This window comes from Streptomyces sp. SN-593, assembly GCF_016756395.1.
Taxonomy (GTDB): Bacteria; Actinomycetota; Actinomycetes; order Streptomycetales; family Streptomycetaceae; genus Actinacidiphila; species Actinacidiphila reveromycinica.
In genome coordinates this window covers 3,596,354-3,618,995 of sequence record NZ_AP018365.1, presented here as the reverse complement: position 1 = coordinate 3,618,995, position 22,642 = coordinate 3,596,354, and the positions used below count along the sequence as shown (strand labels likewise).

General features: G+C 63.7%; 17 protein-coding genes and 1 pseudogene. 12 read left to right on the top strand and 6 right to left on the bottom strand.

Annotation, left to right across the window (positions count from 1 at the left end; genetic code table 11):
* Window position 1: 1 nt before the first annotated feature.
* From RVR_RS14915 to RVR_RS14905, 3 genes are all read left to right on the top strand, one after another.
* Window positions 2–556: a transposase gene (locus tag RVR_RS14915; protein ID WP_237404755.1), complete on the top strand. Its 555-nt coding sequence runs from the start codon at window positions 2–4 to the stop codon at window positions 554–556.
* A 71-nt stretch (window positions 557–627) separates the two neighbouring features.
* Window positions 628–1,395, top strand: coding sequence for a transposase (locus RVR_RS14910; RefSeq protein WP_202234316.1), 768 nt, complete (start codon window positions 628–630; stop codon window positions 1,393–1,395).
* A gap of 71 nt (window positions 1,396–1,466) precedes the next feature.
* Window positions 1,467–3,002 carry an ISL3 family transposase gene (locus tag RVR_RS14905; RefSeq protein WP_430393136.1) on the top strand — a complete coding sequence of 512 codons (1,536 nt, stop codon included), beginning with the start codon at window positions 1,467–1,469 and terminating at the stop codon, window positions 3,000–3,002.
* Here RVR_RS14905 and RVR_RS14900 read toward each other — a convergent pair.
* On the bottom strand, window positions 2,968–3,801 hold the full coding sequence (locus RVR_RS14900) for a helix-turn-helix domain-containing protein (RefSeq protein ID WP_202234315.1): 834 nt from the start codon (window positions 3,799–3,801) through the stop codon (window positions 2,968–2,970). The two genes, RVR_RS14905 and RVR_RS14900, sit on opposite strands and share 35 nt — an antisense overlap.
* A 121-nt stretch (window positions 3,802–3,922) precedes the next feature.
* Between RVR_RS14900 and RVR_RS14895 the strand changes: the two genes are divergently transcribed.
* Genes RVR_RS14895 through RVR_RS14865 form a run of 7 tightly spaced genes read left to right on the top strand, consistent with a single transcriptional unit; the run spans window position 3,923 to window position 12,254 of the window.
* Entirely contained in the window at window positions 3,923–4,621 is a 699-nt protein-coding gene (locus RVR_RS14895) for an HAD family hydrolase (RefSeq protein WP_202234314.1), read from the top strand.
* Between the two features lie 51 nt (window positions 4,622–4,672).
* Window positions 4,673–5,470 carry an HAD family hydrolase gene (locus tag RVR_RS37580; protein WP_237404754.1) on the top strand — a complete coding sequence of 266 codons (798 nt, stop codon included), beginning with the start codon at window positions 4,673–4,675 and terminating at the stop codon, window positions 5,468–5,470.
* Window positions 5,471–5,521: 51 nt separating this feature from the next.
* Window positions 5,522–7,309, top strand: coding sequence for a hypothetical protein (locus RVR_RS14885; RefSeq protein WP_202234313.1), 1,788 nt, complete (start codon window positions 5,522–5,524; stop codon window positions 7,307–7,309).
* On the top strand, window positions 7,309–9,459 hold the full coding sequence (locus RVR_RS14880; RefSeq protein ID WP_202234312.1) for a DEAD/DEAH box helicase family protein: 2,151 nt from the start codon (window positions 7,309–7,311) through the stop codon (window positions 9,457–9,459). The genes RVR_RS14885 and RVR_RS14880 overlap by 1 nt, the downstream gene beginning before the upstream one ends.
* A gap of 58 nt (window positions 9,460–9,517) precedes the next feature.
* Window positions 9,518–9,703 (top strand): hypothetical protein, encoded by a 186-nt coding sequence (locus RVR_RS14875; RefSeq protein WP_202234311.1) that lies wholly within the window; start codon window positions 9,518–9,520, stop codon window positions 9,701–9,703.
* Between the two features lie 11 nt (window positions 9,704–9,714).
* Window positions 9,715–11,778: an AAA family ATPase gene (locus RVR_RS14870; protein ID WP_237404753.1), complete on the top strand. Its 2,064-nt coding sequence runs from the start codon at window positions 9,715–9,717 to the stop codon at window positions 11,776–11,778.
* Window positions 11,778–12,254: a DNA phosphorothioation-associated protein 4 gene (locus tag RVR_RS14865; RefSeq protein ID WP_202234309.1), complete on the top strand. Its 477-nt coding sequence runs from the start codon at window positions 11,778–11,780 to the stop codon at window positions 12,252–12,254. Before RVR_RS14870 ends, RVR_RS14865 begins: the two co-directional genes overlap by 1 nt.
* Window positions 12,255–13,551: 1,297 nt before the next feature.
* Here RVR_RS14865 and RVR_RS14860 read toward each other — a convergent pair.
* Complete coding sequence (locus RVR_RS14860; RefSeq protein ID WP_202234308.1) at window positions 13,552–14,319, bottom strand: transposase; 768 nt, start codon at window positions 14,317–14,319, stop codon at window positions 13,552–13,554.
* A gap of 1,457 nt (window positions 14,320–15,776) precedes the next feature.
* Here RVR_RS14860 and RVR_RS37575 point away from each other — a divergent pair.
* A pseudogene (locus tag RVR_RS37575) lies at window positions 15,777–15,962 on the top strand (IS5/IS1182 family transposase); the annotation flags it as partial.
* Between the two features lie 147 nt (window positions 15,963–16,109).
* On the opposite strand, the gene dndE reads toward RVR_RS37575, so the two are convergent.
* From dndE to dndB, 4 genes are read right to left on the bottom strand one after another with little or no spacing between them, the layout of a single operon-like run.
* Window positions 16,110–16,490, bottom strand: a complete 381-nt coding sequence (gene dndE, locus RVR_RS14855; RefSeq protein WP_202234307.1) for a DNA sulfur modification protein DndE — start codon at window positions 16,488–16,490, stop codon at window positions 16,110–16,112.
* Window positions 16,480–18,510, bottom strand: a complete 2,031-nt coding sequence (gene dndD, locus RVR_RS14850; RefSeq protein ID WP_202234306.1) for a DNA sulfur modification protein DndD — start codon at window positions 18,508–18,510, stop codon at window positions 16,480–16,482. Before dndD ends, dndE begins: the two co-directional genes overlap by 11 nt.
* Window positions 18,497–20,095 carry a DNA phosphorothioation system sulfurtransferase DndC gene (gene dndC, locus RVR_RS14845; protein WP_202234305.1) on the bottom strand — a complete coding sequence of 533 codons (1,599 nt, stop codon included), beginning with the start codon at window positions 20,093–20,095 and terminating at the stop codon, window positions 18,497–18,499. The genes dndD and dndC overlap by 14 nt, the downstream gene beginning before the upstream one ends.
* Window positions 20,092–21,231: a DNA sulfur modification protein DndB gene (gene dndB, locus RVR_RS14840; protein WP_237404752.1), complete on the bottom strand. Its 1,140-nt coding sequence runs from the start codon at window positions 21,229–21,231 to the stop codon at window positions 20,092–20,094. Before dndB ends, dndC begins: the two co-directional genes overlap by 4 nt.
* Before the next feature lie 248 nt (window positions 21,232–21,479).
* On the opposite strand from dndB, the gene dndA reads away from it, so the two are divergent.
* Window positions 21,480–22,640 carry a cysteine desulfurase DndA gene (gene dndA, locus RVR_RS14835; protein ID WP_237404751.1) on the top strand — a complete coding sequence of 387 codons (1,161 nt, stop codon included), beginning with the start codon at window positions 21,480–21,482 and terminating at the stop codon, window positions 22,638–22,640.
* Window positions 22,641–22,642: the final 2 nt, after the last annotated feature.

The following is a 22,642-nucleotide window of genomic DNA, read 5'->3' as shown; positions in this document are numbered from 1 at the left end:
TATGCAGGCACCAACCCGGACGCCGGGACAAACCCCCGGATCGGGTCCCACCCGCTACACCACTTCCAAGGACGCAACCCCCGCTTGGTTTTGGGGACTGCGCCTGCACCTGGTCTGCACACCCGCCGGACTGCCCATCACCTGGGCCCTGGCCACCCCGAAAGTCGACGAGCGAGAGGTCCTGGCCGCACTGATCGAGACCGAACCCGAGCTGGCCCACGACCGGCCCGGCCTGATGATCCTCGCCGACAAGGGCTACGTCTTCGCCGAACTGGACCGCTTCCTGGACCAGTACGGCATCACCCTCCTGCGGCCCTCCTACCGCAACCACCAGCCCCGACCCGGACAAGCCCTGCTCAAACCGATCCGGCAACTGATCGAATCGGTCAACGACACCCTCAAGGGCCAACTCGGCCTCGAACAGCACGGCGGCCGCACCATCGAGGGCGTCGCTACCCGGGTCAGCCAGCGGATCCTCGCAATGACCTGCGCAATCTGGCACAACCGCACCACCGGCCAACCCATCACCCGCTCACTGATCGCCTACGACCACTGAACAACCCACATCGGAACAACTCATCTAAGGGTTGTCCCGTAACTGCCGTCCGCGGGTGGGATGATCTTGGTGTGGCTGGTGTGCTCACGGCGTCGGAGCCGTCCTGGATAGCCCCGTTCACCGGGCTGAGCCCGCGCGCCTTCGGGAAGCTGGTGACAGTGTTGCGGCGCGAGGGTGCGGACGCGGTCCGCAAAGGCAGGCCGTGGGGCCTTCCGCTGGAGGACCGGGCTCTGCTGGTCGCGGCGTACTGGCGCACGAACCTGACGATGCGACAGCTCGCCCCGCTGTTCGGGGTGTCGAAGTCTGCGGCGGACCGGATCATCGATCACCTCGGGCCGATGCTCGCGCTCCAGCCCCGCAAGCGGTTCGCGAAGGACGCCGTGCTCATCGTGGACGGCACCCTGGTCCCCACCCGCGACCACACGTTGGCCGAGCCGTCGAAGAACTACCGGTACTCCACCAACCATCAGGTCGTCATCGACGCCGACACCCGCCTGGTCGTCGTGGTCGGCCGGCCGCTCGCCGGAAACCGCAACGACTGCAAGGCATGGGAGGAGTCCGGTGCCAAAGCCGCTGTCGGCAACACGCTGACGATCTCCGACGGCGGCTACCCGGGCACCGGACTCGTCATGCCCCACCGCCGACGCAACGGCGAAGACCTGCCCGAGTGGAAGCAGGCGCACAACACGTCCCACAAGCAGGTCCGCGCCCGCGTCGAGCACGTCTTCGCTCGCATGAAGACCTGGAAAATCCTCCGCGACTGCCGCCTCAAAGGCGACGGCGTCCACCACGCCATGCTCGGCATCGCCCGGATGCACAACCTCGCCCTCGCCGGCTAGGCCAGCGAGCCGTACGTCAGCCCGCCCTACCCGAAACGACTCGAAGATCATTTACGGGACGGCCCTTAGGTGTGGAGGACGTCAACGAGCTTGTGCGGGTGGTGTTTTCGGGTCTGTTGCCGCTGGTGGTCGAGGATGTGGCCGACGAGGGTGAGCGGATCGTGATGAGGGCGCGGACTCCGCAGGAGGCTGTGGTCTGTCCGGTGTGGGGGGCGTTGACGGGGCGGGTGCACGGCTACTACTGGCGGACCGTCGCTGACGTGCCGGTCGACGGTCGCCGAGTGGTGGTCCGTGTGCGGGTGCGGCGTCTGGTGTGTCCCACGCTCGGCTGCCGGCAGACCTTCCGCGAGCAGATGCCCGGGGTGCTGGAGCGATACCAGCGCCGCACGGCGCGTCTGGCCAGGCAGGTCAAGGCCGTGGTCAAGGAGTTAGCGGGCCGGGCTGGGTCCCGTCTGGTGGCGATACTCGCGGTGGGCCTGTCTCGTCACACGGCCCTGCGTACCCTGTTGCGCATCCCGTTGCCCACCGGGCGGGTGCCCCGCGTGGTCGGCGTCGACGACTTCGCCCTGCGCCGGCGGCGCCGCTACGCCACCGTGGTGATCGACGCCGAGACCCATGAACGGATCGAGGTACTGCCCGACCGCACCGCCGACACGCTGGAAGCCTGGCTGCGCGAGCATCCGGGCATCGAGATCGTGTGCCCAGACGGCTCCGCGACCTACGCCGAGGCCATCCGCCGCGCCCTGCCCGACGCAGTCCAGGTCGCCGACCGGTGGCACCTGTGGCACAACCTGTGCGAAGCCGCCCTGAGCGAGGTGAAAGCACACAGCACCTGCTGGGCCGCTGTGCTGGACGCGCCCCTCTACGACGGGCCCCGCGCGCAGAGCACCCTCGAACGCTGGCACCAGGTCCACAGCCTGCTCGAGAAGGGCGTGGGCCTGCTCGAATGCGCACGCCGACTGCAACTGGCCCTGAACACCGTCAAACGCTACGCGCGGGCCGACCGGCCCGAGCGGATGCTCCGCGTCCCCAAATACCGCGCCAGTCTCGTCGACCCCTACCGCGAGCACCTGCGCAAACGCCGGGCCGAGGACCCGGCCGTCCCCGTCCAGCACCTGTTCGAGGAGATCAAGGCCCTCGGTTTCACCGGCTGCCTGAACCTCCCGCACAAGTACATCAATCAGGGCCGCGCGGATGCCGACCGCAGCCACATCTCCGCCCGCCGGCTCGCCCGGATGATCCCCACCAGGCCCGACAACCTCAAGGCCGAACATCACGATCTTCGGGGACGGCTCACCGCCGCCTGCCCCGAGATGACCCAACTATCCGCCAGCGTCCGGGACTTCGCCGCACTCCTGACGCCTTGCGCAAGAAATGCTGACGAGCTCTCGCGCTGGACCGTCGAGGTTCACTCAGCCGATCTACCCCATTTGCACGACTTCGCCCGGAGCTTGGACCGAGACCACGACGCCGTGAACGCCGCGCTCACACTTCCGTACAGCAACGGCCCCACCGAAGGCGTCAACACCAAGACCAAGCGCATCGCGCGCCAAATGCACGGACGAGCAGCCTTCACCCTCCTACGCCACCGCATCCTCCTTGGATAACATCACCCTCCGTCACCACCGAAAGTGAGACAGGGCCGCTCGTTTGACAGACCCGTTCAAGGGCGCCTGCCATAGCCGTCGCCTCCACGGTCCGGGGTTCACCCAGTCGGTCCAGCCCGCGCAAAACGACGTCGGCTGCCTCTTCGGGTTCGTCGGTACCGAGCAGGATGTGCCCCAGGTTCCACGTGGCCGCGGCGATACGAATCGGGTCGTCGGCCGCCTCGGCCGCTTTCCTGCCGCGGTCGGCAACAAGGAGGGAGAGGTCGGTTCGTCCTGCCCGTCGGCAGTAGGAGCGCAGGAGGAAGTACAGATCGGCAGCGCACCGTTGCGCTTCGCGCAACGCGCCGCACTCGGCCTCGGTGTACGAGGTGTGCAAGGCCGCTTCGGTGTCGGCGATCAGGCTCGGGAGTACGACGGCCGCTTCGGTGAAGCGTTGCGGGCTCCTCTGCCAGATCGACCAGGCAGCGTTGACTCGCTCACGGAGCGCTGCCGGGGCCGGCGCGCTGGCCGTCACGGTTGAACCGACGAGAAGCGCTTGGGTGACCTCCTTCGCCATGGGAGGCGTGGACGACGGCGGGGGTTCGGCTGGTGACGTGTCGCCGACGAGGACGGCCACGGGCACCCGCAACTCACGTGAGATCTTGATCAGGACATGCAGCGTCGGCGTCTTGACCCCGCGCTCGATGCGCGAGAGATAGTCCTCGGTGATGCCGCACAATCCGGCAACGACCGCCTGGGAACGGCCCCGCTGCTGGCGGTGGTCGCGGATGCGTTTCCCGACGAGAAAGTCCGGGTCCAAGGGTGCCCCCTACGCTCTGATGGACCGAGCGTAGCCGCATGGTGACCGGTATTGTGCGGGTTCCTCCGACCCTGTGGCAGGCTGACCGTAGATCGCAGCCACTTCAAGGAAGGTGCCCTCCATGGCAGTTCGCCGGGTCGTGCTCTGGGATGTCGACCACACCCTGATCGACACCGGCGGCGTGGGGCGGGAGCTTGCCGCGCGGGCGTTCGAGCGCACCACCGGCATGCCCATGAGGGAACAGGCGACCATCGATGGAATCACGGAAGCCGTGATCTTCCGGGAGACCTCCAAGCTGCACGGGCTGACCACCACGCGGGATGACTTCGAGGAATTCGCCGAGGCGCTCACCGCTGCACACGTGGAAAGCTCGGAGGAACTGCGCGCTCGTGGCCACGGCCTCGCCGGTGCGGCAGCCGCACTCGACCGCCTCTCCCGAACCCCCGACGTGACCCAGACCGTCGTCAGCGGAAACGTCCGAGCCGTCGCCAAGATCAAGCTCAACGTGTTCGGACTGGATCGCCACATCGTGTGGGAGTGTGGCGCCTACGGCGAAGACGCCGACGAACGACCGGACCTCGTCCGCGTCGCACTCCGGCGAGCGACGGAGCACCTCGACTGGGAGCTGACGCCGCAAGATGCGGTCGTCGTCGGCGATACTCCCGCCGACGTCTCGGCGGCCCTTGAAGTCGGTGTGCCTCTCATCGCTGTCGCCTCCGGCCGGTTCTCCGCCGAAGACCTGCGGGCGGCCGGAGCATCACGCGTCGTGTCGGATCTTCGTGACGCCGAGCAGATCGCCCATTGGGTGACGGCCCTCTGAAACGGCATTTCCCGCTGTCCCCCGATCGCGCCCATCACTCAAGGAGCCGCCGTGTCCTACCGCGGACTGATCCTCGACTTCGGCGGTGTCCTCACCACCCGGATGAGGCTCAACGGACAAGCCTTCGAGAAGTCCGAAGGGCTCGTTCCGGGCGCGTACTTCGCCGCCCTCAACGACCACCCCGAAGGCGTCCGGGTCTACGCCGACCTCGAAGTCGGCCGCGCCACCCAGGAGGACTGGAACCAGACGATCGGCACGATCCTCGGCATCGACCCCACCGACCTGATGCGGCGCGCCCTGGCCAACCTCCGCCCAGAGGCTGTGATCATCGACGCCGTCGAGCGCGCCCGCACGGCCGGCATGCGTCGTCGTGCCGACAGCAGGGAGACCTGCGCGAAGGCGAAGAGGGAGCCGACGGTGATGTCTTGGCCGTCCTTGAGGAGAATGGCCAACACGACCTGCAGGGTCCCGAAGTCGTGGAGCAGACGTGGTCCGGTGCACGCTCGGCGACCTGTCGCAGGTAGTCCACGCGCATTCCGCGTCGCTTCGGAGAGCGTCTCAACGGCGGTGACGGTGTTGCAGTCGAGGCACGCCTTGGACCCGATCATGAGTAGCACTCGCTTCATGGAGGCGGGCGTGAGGTTGCAGGAAGCCGCGGGCCGCCGTTTCGCGTCTGCTGCAGTTCAGGGAACCATGGGACAGTTCAAGTCATCGCCCTTACCGTTGGAAGCATCGGCTCTGTCGCTGGTGTCGGAGGAGGGAGGAAGAGGCACAGGGGTGTGCTGGGACGAACAACCCAATGACGCCTTAATGCGCGGTAACCGGCAACCCGACCGCCGCATGTGGTGAGGCGCTGCTCCCAGCGCGCTGACCGTCCGTCCGCCCCTACCTCTGCAGGCCATGAACGTATTCGACCGTTGGTACAAGGGGCTCAGCAACTTCAACCGGGACCTCGTCCTGCAGCACTTCTGCGCAGAGGTTCCGGTTCCGTTGTACGAGCTTGCTTCTCAGCATGCCCTCCTTCGGGAGACTGCGCGGCAGTGCCGAAACTTCCTTATGGACGAGTTCAATCGCAGTGTCGAGGGGGATCCGATACTCCGTGCCTGGACAGAGAACGCTGAGCTTGACCTGCGGAAACCTAGCCTCGTCAGTTCGTTTCTGGACCGCCACGCCTGGCTTGGCGAGAACATTGGGAACAGACTCACCGTCCTCCGACTGTTCACCGGCATGCGCTGGCTGGACGCGACCACCTCCGAGTCCCCGACCGGACAGTGGATCTTCATGAATGATCTGGAAGAGTGCGGCGCCGCCACGATAATAGCCCTCGATCTTGGTGTCGACGAGGTGATGAGTCTGTCGACAACCTCCGCTCTCCTTAACGCCCGCCAGGTGTCTGTCCCCAGCGATCTCGACACTCTGCGCCAGTGGCTGATCCACTGCGGACTTGACTGCGAGGGCAACCAGATCTCGTTGGCTCGCTCCAAGCCTGAGCCGGCTGAGACCGATGTCGTGTCTGACGGGCTGTATGAGACTGTTGAGCAGCTGTCCACCCTCCTCCTAAAAAATAAAAAAGGCGAGAGAATTCTCACTCTCGGTGACCTCCTCGGCGCGGCGGAAACGGCAGACGGGGAGCTTGGAGTGGTCTCCCGCATGCTCCGCGACACCACCTTCACCGCAGGCGAGGGCTGGGTTGTGCCAGATCGCTCCACCGATTCCGAGAGGCGTCGGGCAGTGCGAGGCAAAGAACTCTCGACGGAGTCGATTACTACGGAGGGTAATAGCTCTTCGAGTGCGAGCGAGGAGGTGAAAAACAGGAGAGCAGAGAGTGACGCATCCATCCCGCTTGCAGGAACGCTGGCGGATGCAAGCGAGGCGGGTCTGGAGGCGTCGCCCGGGGACCTCATCGCGCAGCTTCTCGAACGCTGCGCTGAGGGCATGAGCACCTCGCTCATCGAGGGTGCACTGGACGGAGTCGTGCCTCAGAGAGAAGTGACGGAAGTGCTGTTTACGGATGCGCGCTTCGCGATCACGGCCAGGGGAGCATGGTGCCTCCAGGACGGTTCCGACACGACTGCACCCTCCGGTGCAGCGATCTCGGCCCAGGAAGATTCCTCCTCAGAAGAAGGAGCGTCCGTCTCGACCGGCGTCGTCGGCTCGCGCGGTGGGCCACAGCGTGAGCGCGAGCGCCTGGACAAGGTGGAGGTTGCCTTGCGCGAGGCAGACACCCCGCTGACTGTCGAGGATCTCAAGGAGCGCACGGGCGTCACCATCGGGATTCAGTATCTCCGGCAGCAGATGGAAGGGGATGCCCGCTTCAGCCGGAGCCAGCGGAACCAGTGGGCGCTCACCGAATGGCACCTCCCGGTGTACAAGCCGATCAAGGAACTAATCTCCGACATGGTAGATGCGCACGGCGGCCAGGTTAAGGCAGACAGGGTCGTGGAGCTCCTCCGCCGAGACTTCGACATCAAGGAGTCCAGTCTTCGGGCCGCAATGTCCATAGCGCCCTTCACCGCACGCGGAGGGATCGTCCGTCGTATAGGCGAAGACCTAGACGCTGGCTCCGAGGAAGCAGCTGTCCCCGCAGACCGCACTGCTGAGACCGACGCGTCGGCCGAGCAGCAGCCCCGCCCAGTCGACGAGGCCCCCGACGTGGACGACCTCATGGACCACCTGGGCTTGACCTGATGTCTGCTCCCCCTTTCCTCCGCGACTGCGGCGCGGAGTCCGACTATCGCAGCGACCGCAACAATATTGTCGAGGATTTCTACCTGCCCGCCCTCGCAGCCTCCACCGCATACGACCGGGCCGTGGGCTACTTCGCTGCGTCCGTGATTGCCACGCTCGGGCAGGGGATCGACGAGTTCACCGCGCGAGGCGGCACCATGCGAATCATCGCCTCCCCCTACCTTGCCCCGGCCGATATCAAGGACATCGAGAACGGCTACGAGCTGCGCGAAGTCCTCCAGCGTGCTGCCCTCCGCGACCTGGAGCACGCGGTCGAGGACGCGCGGGCAGCCCGTGGCCTTGGCAAGCTCGGACAACTGGTCGCCGAGAACCGAGTCGATTTCAAGCTGGCATATATCGAAGAACGTGGCCGCGTCGGTATGTACCACGAGAAGATCGGCGTCTTCCGGGACGGCCGGGATGTCATTGCCTTCAAGGGCAGCGCCAACGAGACCCGCTCCGGTCTGGTCGGAAACTTCGAGGCCATCGAGGTCTACCGGAGCTGGGACCCAAGCGACACACGTCGAGCCGCGCGTATAGGCAAAGACTTTGAAGACCTCTGGGAGAACCGCACGCAGATACTGCGCGTTATCCCGTTCACCGAGGCCGCCAAGGTGATCGTCGAGCGCAGCGCACGGGCCACCGCCGACCGGTACGAGTTGGACGACCTGCCGAGCGGTGGAACCCCTATCCGCACCACACCACTGCCTCCGCCCGGCACGCTTGCGATCCCGCCCAGCCTGGAGGTCCGCGACTACCAGAAGGAAGCCGTCCAGAACTGGTTCCACAACCAGTGCCGAGGCATTCTCCGTATGGCCACCGGCACAGGTAAGACCCTGACCGCTCTTTCAGCCGCCGCCCAGCTCGGCACGTTCCTGCGGAAGAACGACGAGTCCGCCTCACTCCTCACCGTCATCGTGGCCCCGTACCAGCATCTGGTCGACCAGTGGGCCAAGGACATCGAGTGGTTCGGCGTGACACCGCTGCGTGCCTACGAGTCGACCAGTAAATGGTCCCCGCGGGCCCACAGCCTGCTCCAGAGCATCGCCCTGAGGGGTACCCGGGGGGGCGTCATCGTCACCACCAACGCCACCTTCGGCGGCGACGCTTTCCAGACCCTGCTCAGCTCCTACCGCGGGCACTTCCTCCTCATCGCGGACGAGGCCCACAACCTCGGCGCCACGCACCTGCGCACCCGCCTGCCGGAGAAGGCCCAATACCGCCTAGGTCTCTCAGCCACCCCGGAGCGCTGGTTCGACGAGGAGGGCACCGAGGCCCTCACCGGCTACTTCGACCGAGTCGTCTTCGAGATGGGCATCGGCGAAGCCATCGGGCGCGGCGCCTTGTGCCACTACACCTACACACCCATCCTCGTGGAGCTGGACCACGAAGAGGCCGAGCTGTATGCAGAGACCAGCGCAAAGATCGCCCGCCTGATCGCGGCCGGCACGGACTTGAAGGAGACCGCCGACCGCGACAGCCCGCTCGGCCGACTCCTGAAGAAGCGCGCCGACATTATCGGCCATGCCCACGGCAAGCTGGAGATCCTCAACGCAGAGCTCGAGAAGCGCCGGGACACTAGCCACCAGCTGATCTACTGCGCTGAGGGCAAGCACCCGCTCCTCTACGAGCACGGCACCGATGGCCCGCGCCAGATTGACCAGGTCATGGAGATGGTCGGCAACGAGCTTCGCATGCCCGCTGCCCGCTACACCTCGGAGACGAAGCGCTCTGCCCGCCTGGACATCCTGCGCCGCTTTGAGAGCAATGACCTCCAGGTCATCTCGTCCATGCGCTGTCTGGATGAAGGCGTGGACGTCCCGGCCTCCCGGACCGCCTACCTGTTGTCCAGCTCCTCCAATCCCCGACAGTTCATCCAGCGGCGCGGCCGCGTCCTGCGCAAGGCGCCCGGCAAGGAACGCGCGGACATCATCGACTTCGTCGTCGTGCCGCCCGCGGGCGGGGATGCGATCCGGTACGAGACCGAACGCAGCCTTCTCCGCCGCGAGCTGGCCCGTGTCGAGGAGTTCGCCTTCCTCGCGGACAACGAGGGGGACACCCTCAACGTCCTCCGCCCCGTGCGAGAGCGCTACGGCCTCTTCGACACCTGAAGCCCCACTGCAACTACCCCATACCTTCCGTACCGCTACCTCGAGCCAGGAGTAGTCCGTGAGCGACGAAACAGCCGACCAGCCTCGCGCGCGAACGGTGCGCGACGTCCTGAACGAGCTGCCACGGGAAGCCAGGATTCTCGTCCAGAAGGTCATCGATCTGGAGAACGAGAACATCCACATCAGGGAGACGACCAAGGTCGTCCCGAAGATCGTCGACGCCGTGAGGGAGCTGACCAAGTGAAATTGCTTAAGTTGACGCTGAAGAACTTCCGCGCTTTCTATGGCGAGCAAGTCCTCGACCTGTCGGTAGAGGAGGGCAAGCCCGCTGTCCTCATCTTCGGAAACAACGGGGCTGGTAAGACCACCCTGCTCAATGCGTTCGCCTGGGCTCTTTATGGCACATTCTCGGACGATGTGGAGCAGCAGCACCGTATCATTCACGACAAGGTATGGGCGGATACCGCGTTCGAGGAGGACGTCACTGCCTCGGTGCGGCTGGACTTCGAGCACGACGGGACCCGGTTCTCCGTGGTCCGGCACGTCACCGTTATCAAGGAGAAAGCGGAGCAGGAGCCCGTCGAGCCTGCCCTGACGGTTACGGAGATCGGGACGGACGGCGAAGCCCAGAGCATCCTCAACGGGCAGGACCGGATCGAGAAGATCCTACCCAAGGGCCTGCGTCAATTCTTTTTCTTCAACGGTGAGCGCATGGAGAAGATGTTCTCCGGCGACGTGAAGCGGGAAGGCGAAGGAAAGAACCAGGAGGTCCAGGAGGCCATTAAGACCCTTCTGGACTTGGAATCGATCGAGCGTGCTCTGGAAGATCTGCCGAAGGTCTCCCGAAAGCTTGCCAGCGAGATCGACTCCAAGGAGGACAGCAGGCTGAAGCAGCTGTCCGACCATATGGACCAACTCGCCACCCGCCAGAAGGAAGAGGTGGCAGAGATGCTGCGTCTCTCCGGCGAGATCAGTGCCTTCCAGAAGGAAGTCCAGTCCATTGACCGCGCTCTACTTCAGAACAGGGAGGCAGAGCCGCTCCAGAAGAAGCGGGACTCGCTGACACGACGAATCAAGGCCGCGCACGACCGGCACATGGAGTTCAAGAGCCGTAAGCGTGAACTGCTGTCGCGGCACGGCTTCCTGGCTCTGACCGGCGGGATCGACACCAAGGTGATTGAGCTCGCGGACGAGATGCGAGAGCGTCGACAGCTTCCCGCAGGCATCCAGCGCAGCTTCATCGAGGACATCCTCGAAGCCCAGCTGTGCATGTGCGGACGTGAGGTCCGTAAGGGGACCCAGGAGTACGAGGAGCTGGACAAGCGCAAATACAACGCTGGTCTCGAGGATGTACAGGAGAACTGGATGCGGGTCAGCGGAAAGATGAAGAACTTGGAGGAGAGGCGCCAGGAGATCTTGGAGCAGCTCACCCTCAACGCTTCCGACATTCAGAAGGCAGATGCCGAGATCAGCGAGTTGGAAGCGGAACGCTCCGATGTGGATCGACAGTTGGAAGGGGTGAACATCCAGGATGTTCAGCGCCTCATCGAGCGCCGGAAGAATTACGCCTCCAAGGAGACCGACGCCCGCGTCGCGCACAAGGAGGCAGAGAACAGGGTCACTTCGATCAAGCAGGAGGAAGAGGCCACAGGCCGCCAGTACCGGAATGCAGAGGGCAAGAGCGAGAAGGCCCGCAAGATTCAGAAGCAGGTCGAGCTCGTCGAGAACGTGCGTGCCGCGCTGAGGGAAATCCTCGAGATCAAGACCGAGGAGGTACGTGACCAGCTCGACAAGAAGGTCAAAGATGTCTTCTCCCGAATCTTCATCAAGAGCTATGTACCCGAGCTGAACGACGACTTTGAGCTGGAGCTGCACACCGCGAGCGGAGTGGCCATCCGCTCCACCGGTGAGAACCAGATTCTCGGCCTCAGCTTCGTCGGTGCGGTCTCCGAGGTTGCCAGGAACATCAGTGCCCGGAAGAAGAACAGGGGGGAGGCGAGTATCGAGACCGGCAACGGCGGTGTCTACCCCGTCGTTATGGATGCCCCCTTCGGCAACCTCGACCTGACCTATCAGGAAGAGATCTCCAAAGCCTTGCCGGCGCTAACGTCCCAGATCATCACCCTGCTCTCGCAGTCGCAGGCGCGGGGCAAGGTTCTGGAAAACCTCCAGCAGGCCGCCAATCAGATGTACGTACTGCGCTCTTTCACATCGAACCATTCGGCGGGCGAAGAGACGATCGTCATCAACAACCGTGAGGTTCCGTACGTGTCACACGGCGACTTCGAACACACAGTTTTGGAGAGGGTGATCCTCTGATGGCCTACACGGACCGATTCCGCCGTCCCAAAGAGCATGAGGAGTTGCTCGGTAAGCTCACCGACAGAAAGACCGGGACGTTCGCGACCATGGTCGAAGCGATGATGTTCGCCGCGCTGCTCGGCCGCCGCCGAGGCGAGCGCAAGCCGTTCGAACATGCTGACGAGCCGATCCGCCTCGCGCTCATGGAGAGCCGGGACTACGGGGAGGTGCTCCTCGACATGCTCGGAGCCGTCGAGTGCCCCGACGACCCGAAGATCCTCAGCGCGGATCGCCAGCCCGATCGGGTACTCATCTTCGAGGAGTATGCGAACGCCGGCCTGTCCCACCTGCAGACTCTTATGCACCGTCAGTCCGACCAGGACCTTGACACGATCATCTCGAATCTTGTCCTCGAAGGGCTTAAGACCCCGCCGCTGGAGGATGAGAATGACGATGTTGGCGACATCCTCGCCAGCGCTGATCTGAACTGGTAAAGCCGCTTCTTCAGGGCAGGCTTGGCAGCCGGAATCCGTTCGGCTGCCAACCCGGTCCGCCTCAGCGGGGCCAGGTCTTGACCGCGAGTCTGGCAAGGACGGTGTGCCGAAGTCGAATTCGGCCCGGGGTGCACTCGCCTTCTCGTTGATCTTCTGGTCAGCTCGAAGTTTGACGCCTTGAAGACCACGGCATTTCGGCGAATGACTTGTTTCTGATCTTGAAGTTGCCTAGAGCCTTAACGAGCGCCGTGTTCCAAACGAGTAGCGCCAGCTAGCGGCGTCCTGTTTGCGCCGATCCTCTTCATGCATTCCTCTCAGTCGGCTTCCGTGGCGTCCTACGGGAACACGTGCTCAATGTTGATCCGGCTCGGGTCGTTGGTGAGGTAGAATCCCGATTGGGACTCCATTGATCTGGTCGTCTCCAGAGCGCTCAGGCGGTACCAGGCAGGCTTGGAATCGCCTTTTTCCGCAGCGGAAAGCGCGAATTTTTCCCTGAACTCGGTGCCAGGAAATGAAGCGCTCTGGGATCGGTGGAGAATTTCTGAGTTGACTCCAGCCTGCCACTTGGGCTTGATGTGGAGCGAAGTAGTTAGTCTCGTGTTCGTGTGGCGGAATCTCTCTGATAGCGGTGTGGGAGCCGCTGATTGTTGAACCAGTCGACCCGCACTGCCGTGGCCGCGGCATCGATGCCCAACTTCGCGGCGCCCGCCTTCATTGCGGCCCACTCGGTGGCGAGTTATAGCGGATCTCCGCAGGCATTCGTACCGCGCTCAGCTCGGCAGGACGAGGAGACGGGCGAGCCATGACTTGATCCCCTCAGGGAATCGAGTGTCCATTAGAATCGGAGTACTTCATTCCCGTTGATCCGCTGATTTCGAGTGTGCACTAAGCAGTTATGCGACTCCTGACAAGCTGCTGAAGGTGCTCCCAGATGGTCAGCCGACAGCACCTTCAACTCACCCGCTTCCTGACGGCGTGCTTCTGCTACCGGAAGGCCGTGATCAGTGCGGCCAGGGAAGTGACCAGGGTAGCAACAGCCGTGATTGTGGCCGGAGTTACATACCCTTTCGGGGGATCTTCGTTGATCTGACGATCAGATGTGCTCTGATCTTCATCCCGCAGGCACGCCGAGGTGTAGCAGCGATCGCCATCAACCGGATTGTGCACGTTGCTCCTCTCTTCTTCGGGCTCATGCGGTTTCCACGTAGCAGGTGACAACTGAGCCCAACTAAGGGCCGTCCCGTAAATGATCTTCGAGTCGTTTCGGGTAGGGCGGGCTGACGTACGGCTCGCTGGCCTAGCCGGCGAGGGCGAGGTTGTGCATCCGGGCGATGCCGAGCATGGCGTGGTGGACGCCGTCGCCTTTGAGGCGGCAGTCGCGGAGGATTTTCCAGGTCTTCATGCGAGCGAAGACGTGCTCGACGCGGGCGCGGACCTGCTTGTGGGACGTGTTGTGCGCCTGCTTCCACTCGGGCAGGTCTTCGCCGTTGCGTCGGCGGTGGGGCATGACGAGTCCGGTGCCCGGGTAGCCGCCGTCGGAGATCGTCAGCGTGTTGCCGACAGCGGCTTTGGCACCGGACTCCTCCCATGCCTTGCAGTCGTTGCGGTTTCCGGCGAGCGGCCGGCCGACCACGACGACCAGGCGGGTGTCGGCGTCGATGACGACCTGATGGTTGGTGGAGTACCGGTAGTTCTTCGACGGCTCGGCCACCGTGTGGTCGCGGGTGGGGACCAGGGTGCCGTCCACGATGAGCACGGCGTCCTTCGCGAACCGCTTGCGGGGCTGGAGCGCGAGCATCGGCCCGAGGTGATCGATGATCCGGTCCGCCGCAGACTTCGACACCCCGAACAGCGGGGCGAGCTGTCGCATCGTCAGGTTCGTGCGCCAGTACGCCGCGACCAGCAGAGCCCGGTCCTCCAGCGGAAGGCCCCACGGCCTGCCTTTGCGGACCGCGTCCGCACCCTCGCGCCGCAACACTGTCACCAGCTTCCCGAAGGCGCGCGGGCTCAGCCCGGTGAACGGGGCTATCCAGGACGGCTCCGACGCCGTGAGCACACCAGCCACACCAAGATCATCCCACCCGCGGACGGCAGTTACGGGACAACCCTTAGCTCTTCCCCTCGGCTGTAGCGAGCCAGGAGGAAGAGGAGTGACCATGAACGGGGGAAACCCTTTCACCATTGGAGTCACCTACCGCTTTGGAACGAGACATCTCACCCACGGCTATCGGTAGCTGGCAGTCACGGTTTTTGATTCATAAATTCAAATTCCATGGATCGAGAGCCGCCGTTGCGACATGCGTAACCATGCGCATGCAGCAGTACGGCAAGTTGCAGTGCGCTTCGCGAACGGTACGGCTTGGAGCATAACTGCAATCGAGGAAGGGCGGAAGGTCCGATTCTCCCCGACCGATACCCTAAAGCTGCTGGTCCGGGCGATGGCGCGCGCATGAGGTGGAGAGGCATCCTAATGAGGTTGACTTCGATCGAGCATCGAGTGGTGCGTGCGGAGATCGCCCTGAGCCTCGGAAATCTTCGTTCCGATTTCATTCAGAATGACGTCTGGATCCCTAAGTGGCAAAGCCGGATGCCGCACGCCATGGCGATGATAGCGATTTCGTCACAGAGGGTATCGAGGGTATCGGCCGAAAATCGTCGGAGCTGATAGAGTTCTAGCGATTCTCCGGCGCGGGAGCCAGAAGTCTGATAATGGGCAACCGGCTGGTGTCAAATGCGACTTCGAGCCGGAAACCTGAATAGTGCACGCGGATCCGTCATGCTGGCATAGCGTGCTGTATGGCGGGCCGCATGAAGGTTTCCTGCTGTCAGTCCAGGTTCAAGAGCAGCAAGTGACGCGTTGGGGTGCAGTGAACTCTGCGGAAGATTCGCCAGAACTGCATTCTCGCGAGGCAACGGGGGCGCGATCCCCCATAGCGTGCCCCTGGGGCAGTGAAGCGCGGTGAGGATGGGCTGCCTTGTCGTCACCGTGAAACCTACTGTGCCAGTGGCCAAGGGAAGACCCTCATGTTCTCGTCCTTGACGTTTCGGGCGTCGACTACGAAAGTACCCACGCCTGTCGAAACATGACGCGCGGTCCAGCCCCGCGCTGTCGAAGTAGGTCTGCACACGCGCCACCGCCCGGACCGTCTGCCCCTGCGTAAGAGTTTGGGGAGATCAGGCGTGGTGGACGTTGGATGCTCAGGGCCTGGCAGGCGCTGATCTTCCTAGTCCCTGCGGCCGGGACCGGCGCATCACGGAATTAGTTGGAGAAGTCGAGGACCCGACGCTCGGCGGGCACGTCGGCCTGTATGCGCCGGGCGGCCGTGAAGTCGCCCTGGACTGATCACCGGCTCTGCCCGAGATGCAGGGTGAGGGTCGCAGCGATGGAGTCCCGTCCTTCGCCCGAGACCGTTCACCGTGTCTGTTAGGCCGTCCATCTGCGGTACCGCGTGCCCTCGTTGCTCTCACGTACTTGGGGACTGGGGGGCCGGCTACTCCCACAAACGCTGACGTCTCGTCTGCGCTGGCCCCGCGGTCACCACTGCGATTCGCCGCCCGCCCGGCGGTGAAATGTCACCGACCGAGCTGACGCTGAACCGTGCACTCGTCCACGCTCGCGGCCCCGTCGAGCGGGGCATTGCCGGCTTGAAGTCCTGGCGGATCTCCCGCAGAAGTCGCTGCAGCAGGAACCGGAAGACGGCCACCACCGCACCGCTCTCATCCTGGAGAGACAATGCTGGAAGGACTCGTGATGTGGATCCGTGTTGTCTGATGACTGATCGCCATCTTGCGGAGGGTGGGAGATGGCCGACCCGCGTAGGCCAATCGGCCCTGCATCGGGCGATTCATATCAATTCAGACGGTTGCCACGGCTCCGATCAGCCCCTCGATCGCCGTCATCTTCCTGTGAGCCCCCAGGTAGCCGATCCCTCGCGCCAGATGGATCGTCAGCGTATTGGAGACGTTCTCGTCCGTCGGCTCCAGTCCGTCGGCCACGCAGCGCTGCTTGAGCAGGGCGAGGTAGAGGTCGCCGTGGGGTCCGGCGAAGGTCTTCCAGGACATCTCGACGTTGGAGTCGGTGACGACCTCACGAACCAGTGGGGTAGAGGCGTCCGCCAAGGAGAGGGCCAGGGCCCATCGGCACAGGACGTTCCAATGGGTGATGCCGGTGGTGCGCTTCAGACGGCTCAGGCGGTCCTTGCTCGGGGTGGCGAGGCGGATGTTCTCAAGCGACATTGCTGGCTCCTACGTTCCACCAGTAGCCCTCGATGACGCTGGTGGTGAAGGTGGTGTCGTCGTGGACCAGTGTGTAGGTGTTGGCGACGGACTTCTTGAGGCGGCCAAGCAGGTATTCGTCGATCTCCTCATCGGTGGAGAGGAGGAGGACTTGGTCACTGGCGTATGGAAAGTATCGGTCCACCAAGTGCTCACGGTGACGGCTGTCGAGCCGGCCGAGCGGCGTGTCGATGACGCTGGGCAGGTGGTTGCCGGCGACCTTCATCAAGCCCCAGAGGAGGGAGACGGCGAGTAGCTGGCGCTCGCCCGCGCTGAGACGGCCGGGGTCGATCGGATCTCCGTCGGTGTCAGCCAGGGTGAGCGTGAACTTGTCAGTATCGATGCGGAGGTCGGTCACCAGCCCCTGCTTACGCATGAGGGTCTGGAAGCTCGTGAGCATTGCTACCTCGAGGCGGCTGATGTGCCGCTTGAGGAGGGCATCGCCGAACTGATCCAGTGTCTTCCGGGCCTTCTCCGAGTACTTGATGATCCGCTCGACCTCTTCGGCTTTCACCTTGGTGCGGACGAACTCTTCGTGGGCACGCTGCAGGGAGGCAGACACGTATGCGAGGCGGCGCTTCAACTCGTCGACGCTGTTGAGGTTGCTCTCGTACTCCCGTTCCAGCCGTGCGACTTCCTGGAGCTGGTCTTCTCGTTCCTTCTGAATGGCCTCGACCTTGCTCTTGGCCGGTACGCCTGCCAGTTGGCGCTCCAGCTGCACACGCTCATCGGCGGCTTCCGCGGCCTGCTGAAGGAGCTCGACAGCTCGTGCCTGGTCCCGACTGAGTGCCTCGTCGAGTGCCGACAGCTGGGGAATCGTGTCCGGGGAAAGGCCGAGATTTACTTTGAGACCGGCGGACTTGGCGCGCTTGGCGCGGTCAACCTCCAGCTTCCCCATCACGGCGGTCTTCGCCTCGGCAGGGAGCATGTCCAGCAGCCACTGGTCACGCTCTTCGAGTACTCCGAGCACCTGGTGAGACTCGGCTGCCGTCCGCTCGCGACCGGCCTGCGTCCGCAGCTCCTTGAGGTGGCTTCCCATCAGGAGAAGCGGAAGCGGGCCAGCAGCCAACTGGATGAGAGAGCTGCGGATTTCGGCGAGGCGAGCGGAAATCTCAGCGTGTTCGCGCTCGATCTCGACTCGGCGCTCGAAGAGGTTTCCGCCCTCCTGCTTGTAGGCTGCCTCCAGCGTTTCGAGAGCGCGCCGAGCTTTGCCGAGTTCGCTGTTGCGTTGCGCTGCCTGCTGCTCTGCGTTCTCCAGAGCGGCATCGGCCGTCTGCTGTTCCTGCTCCTCAGCGCGGATCTTGTCCATCAAGTGCTGCTCTTCGTCCGACAACTTCTGCCGGCGCTGGAGCGCCAGCAGGTCCGTACGGAGCTGCTGGACGGTGCTGACACCCAGCAGCGAGTGGATGGCCGATTCGATGACCGATGCCGCGCGCTCAGGGTCGGCGAGCGATTCGATCTTCTCTCCGTCGAAGAATGATAGCGAGGCGACTTCGAGGGGGAGCAGGCTCTCGATGTGATCGGCCCACTCCTGGCTGAGAACCCGGCTGTACTTCAGCTCAGGTTCGACACGGCGCCCCGACTTCGCCCTGGAACCGTACTCCTCGTCGACGAACGCGTTCACGAACTCCTTGAGCGTTGTCTTTCCGCTGGTGTGCCAGCTGCGGACCACCTTGTAATAGTGCTCCGTGCCGTCCACCGTGACCGTGAACTCCAGGACAATTTGTGCACCGCGAGTGGGGTCCGCCTGCCGGTTGATGCTCTCGCGAAGGTACGTCTCGTACGACTTGCCGCCTCGACCGCTGCACCGTGCTCGCGGCCCGAACAGCGCCAGCTGGATGGCGTCAAGAAGGGTCGTTTTGCCGCAGCCGTTGAGTCCGCCGATGAGGACGATCGGTTTGTTCTTCTTGGTAGTCAGATCCAGCGACTGAGTGCCGCGGTAAGCCCCGAACTCTTCGAGAGTGATCTTACGCAGGAGCATCGATATCGGTTTCTTCGTCCAGGGTCAGATGGGTCGGCGATTCGTCACGCCACTTGTTCTTGCGCTGTGCGAAGTCGATGGCGTCGGTGCTGTTCTCGTAGTAGCCCTTCTTTACCGCAGTCTCCAGAGCTTGGAAAAGGCCGGCACGTCGGGACATTGTCCGGTACTTGCGCTCGACGGAGAGCAACTCACGGACCATGTCGTAGTGCAGGTCGTCGTCCCCGCAGAGCTCCTTCAGGAGCTCCATCTCGTCAGCGCCCATGACGAGCTGCTCGTCCAGAGGCCCACCCGGGAAGTGCTCGCCCGTGGACTCCTTGTAGATACGGGGGAGGGAGTCCTCGACCTCGTGTTTGTCGAAGACCCAGATGCGGCGGATCTCGTGTAGCTCGTCGAGGGTGATCAGCTCGATGTTCTTGACGTGCTCCGGCGCGTTGGCGCGGATCCAGGTCTGGGCGTCCAGCAAGTCCTTGAGCCAGTCCTGGCGGAACTTCTGCAGGTACGGGCCGTGGATCGGGACCTCTTCGCCGTCAGTCCGGCGCGTGTAGACCATGACCTTGCCGTTCATGCGGCGGAAGTCTCGCGCCGGCTGGTCAGGGCGGGGGTACGGGAGCTTCCGGCCGACGGGGAGTCCTTCCTCGCCCTCTTCGAAGTAGCCGAACGGGGCGTCGAGCTTGTCGCGGAGGTCCAGGAGCGGCCTCATCCACTCTTTCTCCTCGTCGTTCTGGATCATCGCCGACATCGACTTGTCCTGCTCGACAAGCGTGCATGTCCAGCACCCGAAGCGGCTGGAGCCGCAGGAGGGAGTGGTCGAGTCGACCACGAGGGGGCACTCGCCATCGCCGGAGGCGCCCTGGTACATGGTGAGGAGATCCTGGTTGTTGTAGCCCCACGGGTTGGGCTTCTGCATCAGGTACTCCCAGACGTCGTCGTTGGCCCAGTCTTCGACCGGGCTATAGACAAGGGAGTTGGGAAGGTTTGCATTGGGGGAGAGGCGATCACGGACGCGACGCTTCTCATGCTTCTCCATGGCACGGGCGCGCGCCTGGCTCTCGGTCTTACGGATACCGAGCACCATGATCGCCTCGCCATGTGCTGCCACGACGTTCCGGATGAAGGAGTTGGAGGGCTTGATCTTGAGGCGCTCGGTGCACCAGCGGAACTTGGGGCGCGGCGCCGGGTAGCCCCGACCGATCAGGTTGACCCAGAAGGTGTCCTTTATCTCGGGCGTCAGGCGATGAGGCTCGATAGGGAGGCCCTGCTCGGCGGCAGCTTTCTCCATCGTCTCCAGGGATGTCGTCACCCACGCGGCGACGACGGGGTTCTCGACGAGGGTGTCGGTGCTGATGACGTGGACCGTCTTGGTGCGCTGCTCCGGCGACAGAGCGGCGATGGCGTTCCATACGAGCTGAAGGACCGCGGTGGAGTCCTTGCCGCCGCTATATCCGATGACCCAGGGCACCTGGTCGGCGGTGTAGAGCTCACGCACTTCGTCTGAGAGCTTGGCGATGACCTCTTCGAGGGGTTGTCCGTCGAACGGCTTCCGCCGGACAGGCGTGATGCCGAGTTGTAGAGGGATGGTGCTCATGCTTCGCCTCGCAGGTATGCGTTCTCTACCCGCTGCTCTTCGGCGCTGAGGCCGAGGCGCAGATGATTGCGCAGGTAGTTGACTGTAAGAGCTACATTTTGGTGGCTTTTGGAAACGCGGCCGCCGACGATGGCACGGCCCTCCCAGTCTGGATTCGACCGAGTCCAGTCGACCGTTTTCAGAGGGGAGAGTTTCCGTTTCCATTTACTGGGCGCAGTGGATTTCCGAAATAGGGAATTTCCGATGCGGCCGAGAGCGTGCAATGCGATTCCGTGGCTGTGGATGAAATCGCGCCGCATCTCAGGTGCTGAGAGCTCTCGCTTGCGAACCATCTCCCACTCGGGAAGCGTCGTGTCGATGTGCTCCCAATAGTCCTGCGCCAGTTTGGCTGAGGTGTCTGCCTCGATCTCCAGGCCCTGGAGGAGGGACTGAGTGCCGTAGTAGAGAGCGCTCAAGGTGAACATCATCCGGGAACGGGCGGAGAGGGTGCTCTTCTCCATCTCGACGTAGCCCTTGAAGACCTTGCACTGGCTGGCCAGTGCGCGCGCGACCTGGGCTTCGCTGTCCCGGTGGTCGTAGAGTACGCCGATGGACCGGGCCGGACGCACCGCGTGCCGGTTGAGGTCCGCGAACATCTGCTGCGAGCGGGCGAGCCCTTCGTCATGGAAGAAGACAACGGCGATCGTCTCGTTGCCGATGTCCGGGTTCTCCTTGAGGGCGTGCTCGATGGCCGCGCGCCGGTGCTGGCCGTCGTTGATCAGGAAGCGAGAGTCCATGGGGATGCGCAGCTGCCCGGTACGGAAAGCATTGCCGTCGGAGCCGAGATGGTCGAACTCCACGTCGCCGTCGACGGATGCGGTCAAAGCACTGAAGACGTAATCTCCTGGATTATCCAGAATGTACTTCGTGAGTGTCGGGAGGCGCCCCTTATTGAGGATCCGCTGGGCGCGCAGTTCCGGTGAGAGCTCGTCTTCATCGAAGATAAAGATCTTTGGGATCAGGCGCAGGGGGCACATCGAGACGTAATACTCGCGCCCTGCCTGGATGCCGCGGATCGCAGGGAACGTGTACTCGAACCCCGTTGAGGTGCGCGGAGCTACGACTCTGGTCGCTGCTGTCGATGCCTTGATCTCCACGCGGCAACCTTAGCGTACGTCATCCGGTTAACGTACGAAGCTTGCTGAAGTTACGTCACCTTCACGTGCGTAGGACGCACCGGTATGTCTGGAACTTCACCCGGCTCGAGCGAACAAGTTCCTGCCCGGGAAGACGTACGCCGACGTCTGCGTTGACCACTCTGAGGCGCCGCGCTGTGCGTCGGGTGAGCATGCGTGTACGTTAACGGTTTGACGTACCCGGTGACGGGATGATTGCTCTGGGATGGGTGAGCGCGGTGGTGGCGTATCTGGACGTGGCGGCGACGACCCGTGTGGAGCCGCGGGTGGCTGACGTGGTGCTCCACTGGATGACCGAAGACTTCGGCAACGCCGGCAGCCGCACCCATGAGTACGGAGCCCGGGCAAAGAAAGCGGTCCAGGAGGCTAGGGCGTTCCTTGCCGGGACAGTCGGTGTGAGAACTGAAGAGATCATCTTCACCAGTGGAGCGACGGAGTCCAACAACATCGCGCTGCTCGGTATGGCCCCGTATGGCGAGAAGCACGCCCGGAAGCACATCATCACCTCCGCCATCGAGCACAAGGCGGTCATCGAGCCACTCCTGCATCTGCAGGAGAAGCAGGGGTTCGAGGTCGACTTCCTGCAACCCGGCCCCTCGGGGCGGATCTCTACGGACGCTGTGCTGGAGAAGCTGAGGCCGGACACCCTGCTGGTCTCGCTAATGCACGTGAACAATGAGACGGGCGTCATCCAGCCCGTGGCCGAGCTGGCGGAGAAGCTCCAGAAGACGGCGACTTATCTCCACGTCGATGCCGCGCAGGGGTACGGGAAGGTTCCCGAGGACCTAAAGGCACCTATCGATTTGACCAGCATCAGCGGCCACAAGATCGGTGCACCCAAGGGGATCGGTGCTCTGGTGACCCGGCGTCGCGGCTGGGACAAGGTGCCGCTGGAGCCGATCATGTTCGGCGGCGGGCAGGAACGAAAGCTGCGCCCCGGGACGCTCCCCGTGCCACTGATCATGGGACTGTACGAAGCAGTCAAGGTCTTCCAGGAGAACCGGTCGCGTTGGGAGCGGGACGCGAAGGAGATGCGGGATCGGCTGCTCGCCGCGCTGGGGAAGACCCGCTTCCAGATCAACGGCGATGCCGACCACGCGGTTCCGCACATCCTGAATGTGACCTTCGACGGGCTCAATGCCGAGGCCCTGATCGTACGGATCAAGGACCAGGTGGCCGTGTCGACCGGTTCCGCATGCACCAGCGCTTCGTACACGCCGAGCCACGTGCTGACCGCAATGGGCCTCCCGGAGGAGGTGGCCACCAACGGCCTCCGCTTCTCGTGGTTTCCCGGGCAGGTCTCGGACTTTGACGCGGACGGCTTGGCGGAGACGATTGCGTACATGCAACCGGAGGCCCCTGGCGTTTGAGC